Source organism: Arthrobacter sp. PAMC 25486 (genome assembly GCF_000785535.1).
Lineage (GTDB): Bacteria > Actinomycetota > Actinomycetes > Actinomycetales > Micrococcaceae > Specibacter.
The window spans coordinates 4,186,552-4,202,615 of record NZ_CP007595.1; the positions used below are offsets into that span (position 1 = coordinate 4,186,552).

The 16,064-nt window shown below is 61.6% G+C and carries 13 protein-coding genes and 1 tRNA gene; 11 read left to right on the plus strand and 3 right to left on the minus strand.

Features of this window, described 5'->3' with window-relative positions; translation table 11 throughout:
- Positions 1-95: 95 nt before the first annotated feature.
- Together art_RS18910 and art_RS22565 are read right to left on the minus strand one after the other, a co-directional pair.
- Positions 96-458 (minus strand): hypothetical protein, encoded by a 363-nt coding sequence (locus tag art_RS18910; protein ID WP_038467373.1) that lies wholly within the window; start codon positions 456-458, stop codon positions 96-98.
- A 912-nt stretch (positions 459-1,370) separates the two neighbouring features.
- Positions 1,371-1,577: a hypothetical protein gene (locus art_RS22565; RefSeq protein WP_162182074.1), complete on the minus strand. Its 207-nt coding sequence runs from the start codon at positions 1,575-1,577 to the stop codon at positions 1,371-1,373.
- A 20-nt stretch (positions 1,578-1,597) separates the two neighbouring features.
- Here art_RS22565 and art_RS22415 point away from each other — a divergent pair, with 20 nt between their 5' ends.
- The 6 genes from art_RS22415 to pth all read left to right on the plus strand — a co-directional run bounded on the left by art_RS22415 (position 1,598) and on the right by pth (position 6,226).
- Entirely contained in the window at positions 1,598-1,756 is a 159-nt protein-coding gene (locus art_RS22415) for a hypothetical protein (RefSeq protein WP_157875360.1), read from the plus strand.
- Between the two features lie 261 nt (positions 1,757-2,017).
- Positions 2,018-2,092, plus strand: a tRNA-Gln gene (locus art_RS18920).
- Between the two features lie 102 nt (positions 2,093-2,194).
- Positions 2,195-3,655: a bifunctional UDP-N-acetylglucosamine diphosphorylase/glucosamine-1-phosphate N-acetyltransferase GlmU gene (gene glmU, locus art_RS18925; RefSeq protein ID WP_082000436.1), complete on the plus strand. Its 1,461-nt coding sequence runs from the start codon at positions 2,195-2,197 to the stop codon at positions 3,653-3,655.
- A 39-nt stretch (positions 3,656-3,694) separates the two neighbouring features.
- A complete protein-coding gene (locus art_RS18930; RefSeq protein WP_038467378.1) occupies positions 3,695-4,675 on the plus strand; it encodes a ribose-phosphate diphosphokinase in 981 nt (326 codons plus the stop codon).
- Positions 4,676-5,072: 397 nt separating this feature from the next.
- Positions 5,073-5,645, plus strand: coding sequence for a 50S ribosomal protein L25/general stress protein Ctc (locus tag art_RS18935; protein WP_052136781.1), 573 nt, complete (start codon positions 5,073-5,075; stop codon positions 5,643-5,645).
- Positions 5,646-5,653: 8 nt separating this feature from the next.
- Positions 5,654-6,226: an aminoacyl-tRNA hydrolase gene (pth, locus tag art_RS18940; RefSeq protein ID WP_038467381.1), complete on the plus strand. Its 573-nt coding sequence runs from the start codon at positions 5,654-5,656 to the stop codon at positions 6,224-6,226.
- A 226-nt stretch (positions 6,227-6,452) separates the two neighbouring features.
- Here the strand turns inward: pth and art_RS22570 are convergent, their stop codons facing one another.
- Positions 6,453-6,599 carry a hypothetical protein gene (locus art_RS22570; RefSeq protein ID WP_162182012.1) on the minus strand — a complete coding sequence of 49 codons (147 nt, stop codon included), beginning with the start codon at positions 6,597-6,599 and terminating at the stop codon, positions 6,453-6,455.
- Here art_RS22570 and art_RS18945 point away from each other — a divergent pair.
- From art_RS18945 to art_RS18965, 5 genes are all read left to right on the plus strand, one after another.
- Positions 6,543-9,074, plus strand: a complete 2,532-nt coding sequence (locus art_RS18945) for a LuxR family transcriptional regulator (RefSeq protein ID WP_162182075.1) — start codon at positions 6,543-6,545, stop codon at positions 9,072-9,074. The genes art_RS22570 and art_RS18945 overlap by 57 nt on opposite strands.
- Before the next feature lie 8 nt (positions 9,075-9,082).
- The gene (locus tag art_RS18950) at positions 9,083-11,770 is read left to right on the plus strand and encodes a LuxR family transcriptional regulator (RefSeq protein WP_157875361.1); all 2,688 of its coding nucleotides are present in this window, start codon (positions 9,083-9,085) and stop codon (positions 11,768-11,770) included.
- 519 nt (positions 11,771-12,289) lie between these two features.
- Complete coding sequence (locus tag art_RS18955; RefSeq protein ID WP_082000438.1) at positions 12,290-13,852, plus strand: sugar transferase; 1,563 nt, start codon at positions 12,290-12,292, stop codon at positions 13,850-13,852.
- A gap of 51 nt (positions 13,853-13,903) precedes the next feature.
- Positions 13,904-15,013 (plus strand): Gfo/Idh/MocA family protein, encoded by a 1,110-nt coding sequence (locus art_RS18960; protein ID WP_052136782.1) that lies wholly within the window; start codon positions 13,904-13,906, stop codon positions 15,011-15,013.
- A complete protein-coding gene (locus art_RS18965; protein ID WP_038467390.1) occupies positions 15,010-16,020 on the plus strand; it encodes an NAD-dependent epimerase/dehydratase family protein in 1,011 nt (336 codons plus the stop codon). The genes art_RS18960 and art_RS18965 overlap by 4 nt, the downstream gene beginning before the upstream one ends.
- The last annotated feature ends 44 nt before the right edge of the window (positions 16,021-16,064 follow it).

Consider the following 16,064-nt stretch of genomic DNA (forward strand, 5'->3'; position numbering starts at 1 on the left):
TATGCCGTGTGGCGACGGCATGTTGCGAACTCATGCACATTATTCCGGGTGTCGGAATAATGCGCATGAGTGTACGTGGTGCCATGGTGTGAGCGTTAGTGGCTGACTTTGGCGAGATATTCCACCAAGGCGGCTCGAACAACATCACTGGGTTTGCGGTTTTCCCTGGCACTGAGGGCTACTAGTTGTGCATCAAGTTCTTTGGGAAGCCTGATGGACCTGGACGGAGAGGTGCCGGATTTGCTCAGTGATGGTTTTCCCACCGCGCGTTTGACTGCCGCTGACGATCCGAGCGCGGCTTCCAACAGGGATTGTCCGGCGCCAGGGGAGGGGGAATGGGTGATCACTGACTCGGGGGCCATGGAGAAATCAGATTCGGCCCACTCGGCGAGTCGGATGGCATCTGCTTGGGCAGATTCCGTCAGCTCATCGTTCGGGAGGCTGTTATTCGGTGTCATTCCTCTGACCTTTCTCGGGCGAAATCTAGGTGCTTCTGGCGTGCTTTCATAACATGGAAGACCAGAATGTCGGCAGGTGGCGTGATCACGACCATGACTTCCAGCATCGTTGACCGGTCTGCGCTTGTGCCGATGAAGGGATCGGGGCGAGTGCTGGAGCCCGCCCGCGGTTCATCGAAGTGCTGCACGCGGTAGACGTAGTTTTGAATCGCCTACAAAGCGTCCGAGTGCGTGATGCCGTGTTTGTCCGCGCTTTCAGACCCACGGATCGCCATGGATATATTTAATGACGACCAGGTGAATATTGCAAGACAATATCAATGAGCACAGGCTGTGGCGTCCCCTGCCAAAGCTATGTTCTGAGCTGCCCGTCCCAATCTGCGTAGCACTCACACTGGGTGTGCCGCCTGGCACTGTTGTGCGGCACACCCGAGTCCAGTTCAGCGCAGATTGGGTCAGAAGTTGCTGGATCATTCCTCCACAGCCCGGGCCCCGCTCCCCGCCACCCACAATTACGACGCCGGGGCTGCCGCTGGCCGTGTTTTTGGCCAACCATGGTGCCATGAGCCCCCGCAGAAGCCCCGTTAAGCAGTCCATTGAAGCGGTCATCGCATCCCTGGGTGGGACGGCCCGTCAAAAGCCCTCCTGATCTGCGGATTTTCCAGCCGACAGATCCGAGAGGCCGTTGCGGGCGGGTTGATTCAGCGCTGTGCTCGAGGTGTATACGCCGTGCCACAAATTTCTGCCGAGGCCGCCTTCCTGGCCGCCCAGCAAGCCAGGCGTACCTGCCTGAGTAAGGCGGCTGAACTTGGGCTGTGGGTATTGGAGGAGCCGAAACAGCTGCATGTTGCCGTGGCCCATGGGCGGCCGGTGCCCGGGTGCGTGGTTCACCGGGTCAAGGGTGGTCAAACACTAACGGATATTCTCCGGCAATGCGTCCGTTGCGGCACCGAGGTTGAAGCGCTGGCCATCTTGGAATCGGCCGTCGTCAACGAAAAATGCTCCATCAACCATCTCCGCAAGACCTTCATTGGACGGGAAGACACCGGCGGGCGCGCCATTGTGGAACGGATTGACCCACAGTCCATGTCCATTGCTGAAACCTGCAGCCGCTACCACCTGCGCAGACGGGCCACAACGTGCAGGGCCAGGCCTTCATCATCCATGCCGGGCACATGGATGTCGTGGTCGACGGGATTCTGGGCCTGGAAATCGACAGCAATAAGTACCACAACGACGCCAAACAATGGAGGAAAGACCTGCACAAGGACACCATGTATGTGTTGGCGGGGATGTGACGGCTGAGGATTCCTGCGGCCGTCGCCATGTACCAACCGGAGATCATGGTGGGGTGGGTGGACCAGGCTCTGGCACGGATACGCTCAAAGCATGAGGTTTGAAATGCGGTGACGCCGCAGTGGGGCCACACGTTGCGCTGTGAGCTTTGCCACTGCCAGGCATAAATATCACAGCCACGATGGCTCTCAACTCGCGAAATATGCCATGGCCGTGGCACACTATATTCTCGTGAGCTTCTCGCGAGAGCAAGTGGCGCATGGTCCGCCCTGGTGTAACGGCAGCACCCCAGCCTTTGGAGCTGTGGAGTACAGGTTCGAATCCTGTGGGCGGAACCATTTGGCAAAAGTTCGGGCACCTGCGCCGAGCAGGTACCATGGAATAGTTTCCCATTGCGTACGTTTGAAAACGGACTTGTGTCCGGGTAGGAGTGCCACTTAGTGAGCCCCCAAGACATCCCCACCACCAACCCGGCAGCAGTGATTGTTCTCGCCGCCGGCGCGGGAACCCGGATGAAATCACGCACACCCAAGATCTTGCACACCATTGGTGGCATATCCATGGTTGGCCATGCGATGGCAGCGGCCAAGGGTCTCGCCCCGGCCACGCTGGCTGTTGTTGTCAGGCATGAGCGTGATCTCGTCGCTGCACACATCACCGCACTCGATGAAACCGCGCACATTGTCGACCAGGATGAGGTCCCCGGCACCGGCCGCGCAGTCCAGCAGGCCCTGCAGACACTCGACGCACAGGCCCCGCTCGATGGCACAGTGGTTGTCACCTACGGCGATGTCCCGCTGCTCACCACCGAACTGCTCGCCGAGCTCGTCGCCACGCATGACAGGGACGCCAACGCCGTCACCGTGCTGACAGCCGTTCTGGACGACGCCGCCGGGTACGGGCGCATCCTCCGCGATGCCACCGACGGCACCGTCCTGGGCATTCGTGAGCACAAGGACGCCACCGACGCCGAGCGTAAAATCCGTGAGATCAACTCCGGCATCTACGCCTTCGACGCCGCCGTCCTGCGCACCGCGCTGCAAAGTGTCACCACAGACAACAACCAGGGTGAGATGTACCTCACCGATGTTCTTTCCCTGGCCAGGAACGACGGCGGCCGGGTCGCCGCGGTCTCCACCACCGACCGCTGGCAGGTGGAAGGCGCCAACGACCGCGTGCAGCTTGCCGCGCTCGGCACCGAACACAACCGCCGCATCGTTGAAGGCTGGATGCGCGCCGGCGTGTCCATCATCGACCCCGCCACCACCTGGATCGACTCCACAGTGGAACTCGCCGAGGACGTCACCATCCTGCCCGGCACCCAGCTGCACGGAACAACAACTGTGGCGCGTGACGCCGTCGTTGGTCCCGATTCAACGCTGACCGATGTGCAGATCGGCGAAGGTGCCGAAGTGAGCCGCACCCACGGTTCCGGTGCCATCATCGGCGCGGGCGCCCACGTTGGCCCCTTCACCTACCTGCGCCCCGGCACGGTGCTGGGTGCGGACGGCAAGATCGGCGCGTTCTACGAAACAAAGAACGTCACCATCGGGCGCGGCTCCAAACTGAGCCACCTTGGCTATGCCGGCGATGCTGAGATTGGTGAGGACACCAACATCGGCTGCGGCAACATCACGGCCAACTTCGATGGCGTGAACAAGCACCGCACCGTCATTGGATCGGGCGTGCGCACAGGCTCCAATACCGTGTTCGTGGCCCCGGTTTCCGTGGGGGACGGTGCCTTCACCGCCGCCGGCGCCATTGTCCGCAAGGATGTGCCGGCCGGCGCGCTCACCATGAGCGTCGCCCCGCAGCGCAACTCCGAGGGCTGGACTGCCGAGCACCGCCCCGGCAGCATCTCCGCCGAAGCGGCCACCGCCGCCGGCAACGGCGCCAACTAAAACTTCTCACCGACCCCACCATTGCGAGAAAGCGAACCCATGAGCGAACTAAGCCGTAACGTCGACAGGAAACTGGTGCTGGCAACCGGCCGCGCCCACCCCGAGCTGGCCGAGGAAGTGGCGCAATGTTTGGGCACGGAACTGCTGCCAATGTCGGCTTACGACTTTGCCAACGGTGAGATCTACGTCCGTTCCGGGGAGAGCGTGCGTGGCAAGGAAGTCTTCATCATCCAGGCCCACCCGGCACCGTTGAACAACTGGCTCATGGAACAGCTCATCATGGTCGATTCCATGAAGCGCGCCTCCGCCAGCGTCATCACCGTCGTTGCCCCGTTCTACCCGTACTCACGCCAGGACAAGAAGGGACGCGGCCGCGAGCCGATCTCAGCCCGCCTGGTTGCCGACCTGTACAAGACGGCCGGCGCCGACCGCATCATGAGCGTTGACCTGCACACGGCGCAGATCCAGGGCTTCTTCGACGGCCCCGTCGACCACCTTTTTGCCATCCCGCTGCTGGCTGACCATATCCGCAAGAGCGTGGGGGACGACGACGTCACTGTCGTTTCCCCCGACACCGGCCGCGTGCGCGTGGCCGAGCAGTGGGCCGAGCGTTTGGGTGGGGCGCCTCTCGCGTTCGTCCACAAGTCACGCGATTTGACCGTGCCCAACCAGGCCGTCTCCAAGACTGTTGTCGGCCAGGTAAAGGGCCGCACCTGTGTCCTGATCGATGACATGATCGACACCGGCGGAACCATCGCCGGCGCCGTCAAGGTCCTCAAGGATGCCGGTGCCAAGGATGTCATCATCGCCGCCACCCACGCCATCTTCTCGGATCCGGCTGCCGAGCGCCTCGCCAACTGCGGTGCCCGCGAAGTGGTTGTCACCAACACGCTGCCCATCCCGGAAGAGAAGCGCTTCGAGACCCTCACGGTGCTTTCCATCGCTCCGTTGTTGGCCCGCGCCATCAAGGAAGTCTTCGAGGACGGCTCCGTTACGAGCTTGTTCGACGGCGACGCGTAGCCCCTAACTTTTTCTGCCAGACGGCCGCGTCCCCTCATCGGGACACGGCCGTTGGTGTTTTAGGCGCGTCCGGTTGCGCACGCATACGCATCACTTGAGCCCGCTTCCGCGTATAGGTGCTCATGCGCTGAAGTCAGGACGAGTGGGGCATCTGCGCGCGGGCCACGGCGCCCCTGCTCGGACCCGACCCTGCTCGGACCCTGCCCTGCACCCCGAAGCCCGGAAGCCAGGCGTCCGTTCGGTGCCCGTCTCTCTGCTAAGCTTGTCCAGTAAACCTTGGCGAGGGACGCTTGCAAAAGTGTCCGTGATCGACTGGGTCCCACAGCTCCTGAATCTTTGATGGATTGTGTTGACCTGTTTAGTCCACGCCCACCACAAAGTATGAAGGAGCTTTTTCATGTCTGATTTGAACCTCATCGGCGAAACACGCAACGAATTCGGCAAGGGCGCGGCACGCCGCATCCGCCGTGCAGCCCAGATCCCCGCCGTCATCTACGGCCACGGCGCAGCCCCCCTGCACTTGGTTCTGCCTGAGCGCGCAACGGTTCGCGCCATCCGCGCAGCCAACGCACTGCTGACCATCACCATCGACGGCGAAGAGCACCTCGCCCTGGTGAAGGACATCCAGCGCGACCCCGTTCTGCAGATCGTCGAGCACATCGACCTCTTGACCGTGAAGAAGGGCGAGAAGGTCATTGTTGACGTTCCCGTTGTTCTCGTGGGCGAGCCTGCACCGGCCACCGTTGTCAACCAGGAAGAAGTTGTTGTCAGCCTCTCCGCCGACGCAACCCACCTGCCTGCACGCATCGAGGTCAACATCGAGGGCCTGGCCGCTGGCCAGCACGTCCTCGCCGGAGATCTCGTTCTGCCTGCCGGCGTCGAGCTGGTCAACGAAGCTGACCTGCTGATCGTTCACTTCGCCGAGCCTGTTGTTGTCGCCGAAGCTGAAACTGAAGCAGCTGCTGAGTAATCACACGCATGAGTGATACTTGGCTTGTAGTCGGGCTCGGGAATCCCGGGCCCGGCTACAGCCGTAACAGGCACAATATTGGCTACATGGTGGTTGAGGAACTTGCCTCCCGCCTCGGCGCCACTTTCAAGACCCACAAAGCAAAGGCGCTCGTGGCTACGGGCCGTTTGGCGGTGGGCGGGCACAAGCTGATCCTGGCCAAACCCACAGTTTTCATGAACCTCAATGGCGGCCCGACGGCGGCACTCGCCAAGTTCTACAACCTCCCCGCCGCGAATGTCATCGCCGTGCATGACGAGATTGAGATCCCTTTTGACACCGTCAAGCTCAAGCTTGGTGGCGGCGAAGGCGGCCACAATGGATTGCGTGACATCTCCAAAACCCTGGGCACCAAAGATTATTACAGGGTGCGGGCAGGAGTCGGGCGGCCTCCGGGACGGGCCGACGCGGCCAGCCATGTGCTGCGCGATTTCTCCAGCACAGAGAACAAGGCCCTGCCATTCCTCATCGACAATGCGGCCGATGCTGTGGAACTCCTTGTCACCGATGGGCTGCTGGCGGCCCAGGCAAAATTCCGGTAGGACACCCATTTAACTTTGTCTGTGGTTTGCCTCACAGGGGCTGTTAGAATCGGCCTAAGTCACGGCCGTATGAATTGATGCTCAGATCACGCGGATGAATTCGTGACCCAGAGGGTGAACGAGTATGGCGAGCGTGTGGGGAGTAGCCGCGTCACAGCGACCTTCACAAAAAGAGTCGCGGTCTCAGCGGAGGGCACTGGGTGCGGGCGAAAGGCGCCAATGGTCTTCACTTGTACGTCAAGAGGACATTGAAATAGTCCAGGCGTATGTTGCTGACCCGCAGCTCCACGGTGCTGTCATTCTGGGCCCGCGTGGCGTGGGCAAGACCACCCTTGCGCGCAATGTCGCCCGTCGCCTTGAAGAAACCTCCCACGTCGTCAGACTTTTTGGTACAGGCGAGTCAACTGAGGTTCCCTATGCTATTTTTTCGGTCCAACTGGCCAGGTTGAATGCCCGCCAAAGTGAAAGCCCATCGGCCATTCTGGGTGCGTTGGTTGACCAAATCTTGCAGGATGCGCATGGCTTGCCCATTGTGCTGATGCTGGATGAACTGCCGGGCATTGACACCCTGAGCATGGGCGTCCTGATGCACCTTGTTTTGGGCGGCAAAGCCAAACTGCTGGTTGCGGCGCGTTCATCAGCGGACTTTCCCGAAGACCTCGTCTGGATGATCAAGGACGGCCTGCTGGCACAGCAGCGGCTGGCACCGTTCTCCAGGGCTGAGGTGCGCGAGCTTCTGGCCAAGGCACTGGACGGGCCGGTTGCCGAATCAGTGGTGGCGACACTCTATGCCGCCAGCGCAGGAAACCCGTTGGTCCTGCAGGCACTTGCCCATGAGTACCTTAACCGCGGGGTTCTGCGCGCCAACGACGGCGTGTGGGTTCAAGTTGGCCGTCTTGACCAGTTGACCGATGATGCACTGCTGGAAATTGTTGAATCGCGCCTGGCCCGTGAAACACCACAAATGCGCACCAATCTGGAGAAGTTCTCACTGCTGAAGAATGTTTCGCTGGCCCTGGCCATCCAGGTTTTGGGCGCCGATGCGGTCACTGCCCTGGAAGAGCGCGGTTTCCTGGCCATCGCTGCCAACCGCCGCAAGACGGTCAGCTTTGCCGAACCTTATGTGGGGGAGACGGTCCGCAACCAGCTTTCGTCTTCGCAGAAGGCCGGCTATTTTCAGGAACTCTCAGATCTTCTAACGTTGGACGCGGCGGCGTTGAGCCCGCAGGAACTGCTGATTTTTGCCAGCTGGATCAATGAGGCGGGTCTGGCCATGGAGCCGGAAGTGGCCTTGGCCGCAGCCCAATCGGCGCTGCAGTTGTTTGACCCGCAGCTGGCCCTGGCCTGCACCAGCCACATTCCGGTGGACCACCCGCTGGCTGTCCAGGCGGCACAAAAACGCAGCCGGGCCCACTACCTTATGGCCAACTATGCCAAGGCCGCCGAGGTCCTTGACATTATTGCCGTCCCGGTTTTGGATGCACTCTCCGCAGAAGACTATGCCTCCTGGGCCATGGACCTGACCGTTGCGCTCGTGTGGATGCCCGGTACAAAATCCCGCATACACCAGATCCTCGCCCGGACAGAGGCACGCATCCAGCAGGCGTCCGCGGAGGAGCGCCTGAGCGCCGAAAAGTTCTATAACCTGGCCCGGTTTGAGGTCCATGTTAACCGTGGCGAGTTCTTGGAGGTCCTCCACGACCTCAAAATCGCCAGCAAAGATCCCCACGACAGGTCCTACCGCTTGAACAGTGCCAGCCTGCTGACGATGGCCCTGGCCGCCACGGGTCAGGAGCTGGACGCCATTGCACTTTCACAGGCGATTGAGGAAGAGGCCGCACGCTACGACGTGGTCTTGAGGATGAAGGACTGGCACCTTTACGGGAGCGTCCTGGCCTTCGTCTGGAGCGGGCAATGGCGCAGCTGTGAAAACGCCCTGCAACAGGCCATCGACTACTCCAACAACTCCCTGCACTATCGCGGCGGAGCCATGGAACTAGCACTGGGCGTGGTGTATTCATTTGCCGGGCGGGACATGCAGGCGGCCGAGATTCTGCTGATTGCCGCGGCCCAGCTCGAAGTCAGGAACACTTACACCAGCTCGGAACTGGTGTATTCGGCACTGGCATGCGTCTTTGCGCGCCTGGACGACAAGGTGCAGGGGCAGCGGTACCTGGACATGGCGACGGCATCCGGACCCCACGGCCTATGGGTCAGCCGGACACTCTCGGACTATTTTCAGGCCTTGGCTGCCCACTCGCTGGGCGACCCGGCGGCGGCTGGCACACTTGTGGCAGTGGCGGAACAGGACGTTGCCGCGGGCCGGGCGGCACCGGCAGCCAGCGGGTTGCGTGCTGCGCTCATGTGCGGGGCCACCGAACTGCACGACCGTCTGGAACAAGTGGCCCAAAACTGCCAAGGTGCCTTGGCTGGCATCAGCGTCCAACTGGCGCAGGCCGCCCGGGCCGGCGGGAAGGACGGCAGCCAACTGGCACTTGATGCAGCCGCGCAGGCCCAGGCCCTCGAACTGAACGACCTGGAACGCTACGCCAACGAGTTTGCGCTGGAACTTGCCACGGCCGCCGGAGACAAGAAGCTGCAACGCGAAGCCAGGAACCGCTTGCGCGTCATGGACAGGACCGATGTGAAGGAACAAGAGTCAGGGGCTGTGCCGCTGACGCCGCGGGAGCTGCAAGTTGCCCGCCAGGCGATCCGGGGCATGGGTAACCGGGACATTGCCAGCAAGATCGGTGTTTCCGTGCGAACCGTGGAGGGTCATCTCTATCAAGTGTTCGCAAAGCTGGGCATCACCTCGCGCACCGAACTGGAAAAATGGGTTAATCTGTGACGGGATTCGTGAGGGGCAGACCCAATGCGCTGGAACTGCCGTTTTGCCGGGAGGAAGAACTGGCCGACATTGTTTCTGCCATCCGTGCCGAGGATTGCAGGGCAGTCTTCCTGACGTCCGAGAGCGGCCTGGGAGCGTCCACAATCTTGGCGAAACTGGCCGAAGCCGCCAAGGAATATGTGCCGGTTCTGACGGTGCACGGTTCGCAATCGCTGGCACGCATCCCTTTTGGCGTGCTGACGCCGTACCTCAATCTGCAGGACACGCCCACGGAAGCCTTCAGGTTGGGGGTGTTGCGCCAGGTGCTGGCGGCCATCGATGCCCGCCAGGGTGAACTGGGCGGCGCCGAAACCGGCAGCGGAGACCTGCCACTGGTGGTGATCGATGATGCGCACGCCATTGATGAAGGCACGGCGGAACTACTGGTCAGCCTGGTCATGTCCGGAACCATCAACATCGTGGCGTCGCACTCCAAACGGCACAGGATGCCGGATCCGTTGCCGAAATTGTGGTCCACGGGCATGGCGGAGAACCTTGTCCTGCATCCGTTGAGCCAGGAGCAGGGCCACACCTTTTGTGAACTAATGCTCGCCGGTCCCGTCTTCCCCGCCACCAGCTGGCACTATTGGTCCACGGCTGCCGGCAACCCCTTGTTCCTGTCCCTGCTGATCAACGAGGCTGTGGAACAGGGCCATCTCAACAAGGACGCGGGAACGTGGGTGGGCGAGCCTGAACCCCACGTGCACGGCCGTGGTTTGGAGGATGCGGTCACGCGTGTGCTGCGGGGGCTGACGCGCGAAGGCCAAGAAGCCCTGAACCTCGTTGCTCTGGCCGAGCCGCTGGCGGAGTCTGACCTCAAGCGCCTCGTTTCTGGAAAGGCCATCAAGGAACTGCTTGACTGGCCCTTGATCAACCGCCAGTCACCGTCGTCCGATCTCCTGGTGTTGGCGAACCCCATCTACGGCCAGGTCATTCGGGAGATCGTCCCGGTGGCCCAGAGCCGGGTGCTGCATGAGCAGCTGATCGGTGATCTGACGGACGACGGCGGCAACAAGGAATCGCTGTTGCGCCGGGTCCTGTGGGCGGTTGAGGTGGGCATCGAGGTCAGCGATGCGACCCTGTTGCGTGCGGCAATCCTGGCCAGCAAGCTGTTCCAATCCACCACCTCCCTGCACCTGGCGCAGGAGATCCACGGCGCAAACTTCCAGCTCCGTGCCACGATGGTCAAGGCTCGGGCCAAATACAATCTGGGGGACTACCGCGGTGCCTTCACACTCTTGGAGCTGCCGCAGAACCCCGCCAACGTGCACGATCTAATCTTCGGGGCGTTGCTGCGGGCCTCCACCCGGTCGGCCCTGGGCATGCCCGTCGCGATGCTCATGGCTGATGCGCAGGACCTGCGGAAAGCCGGGGCGACGATGGCCCTTGCCGACCCCGGTGAGGCGGAAACCATCCACGCGTACTCGCAAAGCAGCGCCTTGATGGTGGAGCTGATAGGGCTCTCGCGTGCCGGGCGGTATGCGGAAATGACGAAGCTGACGGCGCTGCTCGCAGCCCAACAGGGGCTGCCCACCGCCGCAGACAGGCTCAACCGAACCATTGCGCTGACCATGGATTCGGAGCGGCTCACCGCACAGGGATTCCCGGAGCAGGGGGCGCAGCGTGCGGCCGAGGCGTTCGCCCTGGAACACTCGGAGGAAACCGATGTCTTCTTCCTGCCGGAAAGCATCATGCTGCGCCACCTGACCGCGATGCTGTGTGCCGGCTACTGGTCTGCCGCGACGGGGGCCATGGACCAGTTTTCCATGGAGGACGGGCCCATCGTATTCACCTTCGGGGGAGGTGCCAGCGTGGTGCGCGGCATGGCCATGGTGCGCACCGGGGCGTTCACCGACGCGCTCAAGGTTCTGCGCGGCGGTCTTGATTCCCTGCAGCGCAGCGACCCGCAGCAGCTCCTGGGCTATTGCATGGCCATGGCTGCCTATTGTGCCGCGCGCCTTGGGCAGCGTGAGCTGGCTGCCTCGCTGTTGCGCGAACATGTGGACAGCACCGGCATGTTTGTGGTGCTGGCCCATGAGCGTGCCTATCTTTCGGCCGCGCGCCAGCTATTGCTGCCCGACGGCGGAGGGCTGGCTGAGCTCTTGGCGCAGGCTGACGCTGCGCGTGACTCGGAATCGGCCATGGTTGAACTCAATGCCCTGGTGCTGGCCCTGGAGCTGGGGGATGAGAGTTTCGCCGGCCGGGCGGCAGAAGTGGCTGCCGGAGTGGAGGGTCCCTGGGCTCGTGGGATGTGTTTGTATGCGGCTGCGCTGCACAACGGTGATGGTCAGGGTTTGAATGAAGCCGGCAAATTTCTCCATCACGCGGGAGTCATGGGGTTTGCCAAACTGGCATTGGCCAAATCGGCAGCCCTGCTCAACGGGACTGGACTAAAGGATCAGGCCCGGAAGTCGCGCCAGGGGCTGGGGAAACTGGCAGCCACTGGCGTCTCCGTGAGCGGGATGGCCGGTGCCGGCGACGGCGGTGCGCTGACCAGGCGTGAGCGGGAAATCGCGGGGCTTGCAGCACAAGGCTTGACGGACAGGGAAATAGCCCAGAAGTTGACGCTGTCCCTGCGCACCGTTGAGGGCCACCTCTACCGGGCTTACGCCAAACTGGGGATATCCACCCGCGAGGAACTGCCTGAAGCGCTCTAAGCGCCACAAGTGTGCCAGAGCATCGCTCGCTTCCGTTGCCATGCCCTGAACTGCCATGCCCTGAACAAAGTGCAATGGCACGCAGGTTAGGGTACTTGCCCCGCAAGGCAGTAGCTTCCACCCCAAACTAAGTACTCGGTGACGAAAATGAGTACTCATTTTCTTCTCAGGTCCAGTACTGATCACTCGTGTTTTGCTGTTGGTGTTGCCGTTGACTAGAGGTGTTGCAAAGGTCTCAACGGTCTCACCAGGGGAAGGTCTCACGATGGTCAAGTTTTCACCCGCCGTAATCGGTTATGACGGAGCGCTGGCCATGCCATTGGGCAACAGTTCTACAGAAGGCTTCTTCCCGCAAGCCCGCTCTCAATCAGCAGGTACCCTGTCCAGCCATGATGGCTGGACTCCACATTCGGAGCCGGCGACGGATAAGCCTTCTGAGACCAAGGCTTTCCCCCAGCCGTCGTCGGCTCCTTCCTCTTTCATCATGCTTTTCCCAGCATCACTTCGTGGAGCAAACAAATGACCGAGCTGAGAATTCTCCCGCACCTGCGCCGGCCGGTTGTCCGCCCTGCCAATGTCAAGGACAAAGGTAGCGCCCCACGGGCCAAACACAGTGTGTGGGATGCCCACACCGTCCTAACCTCAGCGCGCAGCAGCAACACAACCTGGAGCGCACGGTACGCCACCACGCTGCGGCTCAGTGATGCCCTGGTCTCCATAGCCGTTGTGGCTGCGGCCTACTTGTTGCGATTTGGCATTCCCGCACTTCAGGACTCTTCGGGGTTGACGGAGATCGGCTATGTGTGGGTTGGCCTTGCCATTGTGGTGTTGTGGAACCTGGACCTGGCCTACTGCCGGTCACGGGAAAAAGGTGTGTTTGGTGCCGGCGTCACCGAGTACCGCAGGGTGGTCCAGGCAACGCTGCGCACCTTTGGCATCATGGCGATCATCCTGCTCGTCTTTCAGGTCGACGTATCCCGCGGCTTCTTTGCGGCGGCACTCCCACTCGGAATCGTATTAATCGTTGGCGAGCGGTGGCTGTGGCGCAGGTGGTTGAGCCGCCAGCGAAGTGCCGGAAAGTCACTGTCCAAAGTTGTTGTGCTGGGAAACCCGCAGGATGTTGAATACGTCATTGGCCAGCTGCGCGACAACCTGTCAACCGGGTACAAAGTGGCTGGGGTCGCCCTGACAACCTTGCAGCCAAACATGGAATTGCTGCCTCCGTGGTATGGGGTTCCTGTGCTGTCCACCGCGGCGGACATTGCCGACGTGGTTGCCAAAACCGGAGCCGAGGCGGTCTTGGTGGCCGGGGCGCTGCCCGGCGGGCCCAAAGCCATCCAGGAACTTGGCTGGCGCCTGGAAGACATGGCCACTGAATTGGTGCTGTCCTCCAGCCTGACAAATGTTGCCGGACCCCGCGTGCACTTCAGGCCTATGGAGGGCCTTCCCCTCATGCACGTGGAACTGCCGCAATACTCGGGTGGCAAGCACGTTTTCAAGCGTGTCATGGACGTGGCACTGGCTGCGGCCGCCATGGCCGTCCTCCTGCCCGTATTCCTCGTTCTGGCCCTCACTGTCAAGCTCGACAGCCCCGGACCGGCCCTGTTCTTTCAGGAACGTGTCGGCCGAAACGGGAAAATGTTCAAGATGGTCAAATTCCGTTCAATGGTGGTTGACGCCGAAGAGAAGTTGGCTTCGCTGCACAACAGCAATGAAGGCGCCGGCTTCCTGTTCAAGATGGCAAACGATCCCCGGGTCACTCGGTGCGGGCATTGGATGCGCAGGTTCTCACTCGATGAACTGCCCCAGTTTTGGAACGTTCTGTTGGGACACATGAGCCTTGTGGGCCCCCGCCCACCGCTTGCGCGGGAGGTTGCCGAATACCAACAGCCAGTCCACCGCAGACTGCTGATCAAGCCCGGGATCACCGGACTGTGGCAGATCAATGGCCGTTCCGATCTCGTTTGGGATGAGGCGGTGCGTCTTGATTTGTATTACGTGGAGAACTGGTCACTCACAGGGGACATTGTCATTCTGTGGCGCACGTTCAAAGCAGTGGTGGCACCCGTAGGTGCATATTAGGCCGACGCGCTCCAGCGAAAGCCACAACTGAAAAGAAACGGAATTCCTGTTATGGTCTCGATTCCCCACTCGCTGCAGCAGACACCCCTGCTGCCCGAAGATGCAGTTTTGAAAGTTGCCGTGATTGGTGCCGGATACTGGGGGCCCAACCTCGCAAGAAACTTCAAGGCCAGCTCCGACTGGGAGCTGTGCGCAATTGTCGACATGGACATTGAACGTGCCTTGAAAATCGCCCGCCCATTGGGGGATGTCCCGGTCTTCGCATCACTCGACGAGTTGTTTGCAGGTACCGACGTTGATGCCGTGGCCATCGCCACCCCGGCCCGCACACACCATGCCGTGGCCATGGCTGCCATGCGGGCGGGGAAGCATGTGGTGGTGGAGAAACCCTTGGCTGACCATTGGGAGCAAGGCGTGGAAATGGTGGAATTCGCTGCAACAGCCGGCCTCATCCTCATGGCCGACCACACCTACTGCTACACGCCCGCAGCACTGAAAATCCGGGAATTGATCGCCGAGGACGCCCTGGGTGAGGTGCTCTTCATCGACTCGGTGCGGATCAACTTAGGGCTCATCCAGCCGGACGTTGACGTCTTCTGGGACCTGGCACCGCACGACCTTTCAGTCATCGACTTCATCCTGCCGGGCGGACTGGCACCAACGACAGTTGCAGCCCAGGGCGCAGACCCGCTGGGTAGCGGAAAAGCTTGTGTTGGTCACCTGACATTTGAATTGCCCAACAACGCCATGGCCCACATCAACGTGAACTGGCTGAGCCCCACAAAAATACGCCGCATGGTCATTGGCGGGTCCAAGCGGACCCTGGTCTGGGACGACCTGAATCCGCAACAGCGCCTGAGTGTCTATGACCGGGGCGTCAACATCGAGAAAGCCTCCACGACGGCAGCCCAGCGCAAGGCGCAGGCAGTGTCCTACCGGCTGGGCGACACCTGGTCTCCGGCTCTTCCCGAAAAGGAGGCGCTGGGCTCCATGGTGCAGGAATTTGCCGACAGCATCAGGGGGGTGCGCCCATCCCGCACCGGCGGCTTGTCGGGGCTTCGCGTCCTGGCCGTGTTGGAGGCGGCAAGCAAGAGTTTGGCAGCAGACGGCGAACACTGCCGGGTAGCAGATTATGAGTCTCAATTGGAGGGAACACGATGAGTAATTTAGACGGTGCAACAGTTCTTGTCACTGGCGGGGCAGGCACTATCGGATCGACCATAGTCGACCAGTTGCTGGATGCAGGTGCGGCGCACATCGACGTCCTCGACAACCTGGTCCGGGGGCGGCGGTCCAATCTGGAGGATGCACTGGCCACCGGGAAGGTCACCCTTGTCGAGGGGGACCTGCGCGATCGGGACCTGGTTCATGACGTGACGCGCGGCAAGGACCTGGTGTTCCACCAGGCAGCCATTCGCATCACCCAGTGTGCCGAAGAGCCGCGGCTGGCCCTTGAGGTCCTGGTTGACGGAACGTTCACCGTTCTCGAAGCCGCAGCCGCCCACAACGTTGACAAGGTCATCGCTGCTTCCAGCGCTTCCGTATACGGCATGGCGGAAGAATTTCCCACCACCGAACGCCACCACCACCACAACAACGACACCTTCTACGGTGCGGCCAAGTCGTTCAACGAAGGCATGGCTCGCAGCTTCAAGGCGATGCACAATCTTGACTATGTCCTGCTGCGCTATTTCAACGTGTACGGCCCCCGCATGGATGTGCACGGCCTCTACACCGAGGTACTGGTCCGGTGGATGGAGCGCATTGCTGATGGTCGCCCACCGCTGATCTTTGGCGACGGGCAGCAGACCATGGACTTCGTTTTTACCGAAGACATTGCCCGTTCCAATATCCTGGCCGCGGCCAGCAACATCACCGAAGGCGTGTACAACATCGCCAGCGGCACCGAAACCAGCCTCCTTGGCCTGGCCGAGTCGTTGCTGTCGGCCATGGGCTCGGATCTTTCGGTTGAGCATGGCCCGGAGCGTGCCGTCAATGGCGTGGCACGGCGCCTGGCGGATGCCTCCGCAGCCCAACGCGACCTTGGCTTCACCGCAACCACAGGACTGGAAGACGGACTGGGCCAGCTGGTGTCTTGGTGGGAGCCGCTGCGTGATGAGATTGCGGCCGGCCGCCTGGTGGGTTCCACAAGTGCAGGTGCCCAGTGACTGTTGACGCCGCCACTGCTGCTACTGCACCAGCAGCGAATGCG

Coding starts and splice junctions, on each gene's coding strand:
- art_RS18960 (WP_052136782.1), top strand. CDS start 13,904: ATGGTCTCGATTCCCCACTCGCTGCAGCAGACACCCCTGCTGCCCGAA.
- art_RS18935 (WP_052136781.1), top strand. CDS start 5,073: ATGTCTGATTTGAACCTCATCGGCGAAACACGCAACGAATTCGGCAAG.
- art_RS18955 (WP_082000438.1), top strand. CDS start 12,290: ATGACCGAGCTGAGAATTCTCCCGCACCTGCGCCGGCCGGTTGTCCGC.
- art_RS18930 (WP_038467378.1), top strand. CDS start 3,695: ATGAGCGAACTAAGCCGTAACGTCGACAGGAAACTGGTGCTGGCAACC.
- pth (WP_038467381.1), top strand. CDS start 5,654: ATGAGTGATACTTGGCTTGTAGTCGGGCTCGGGAATCCCGGGCCCGGC.
- art_RS18910 (WP_038467373.1), bottom strand. CDS start 458: ATGACACCGAATAACAGCCTCCCGAACGATGAGCTGACGGAATCTGCC.
- art_RS18965 (WP_038467390.1), top strand. CDS start 15,010: ATGAGTAATTTAGACGGTGCAACAGTTCTTGTCACTGGCGGGGCAGGC.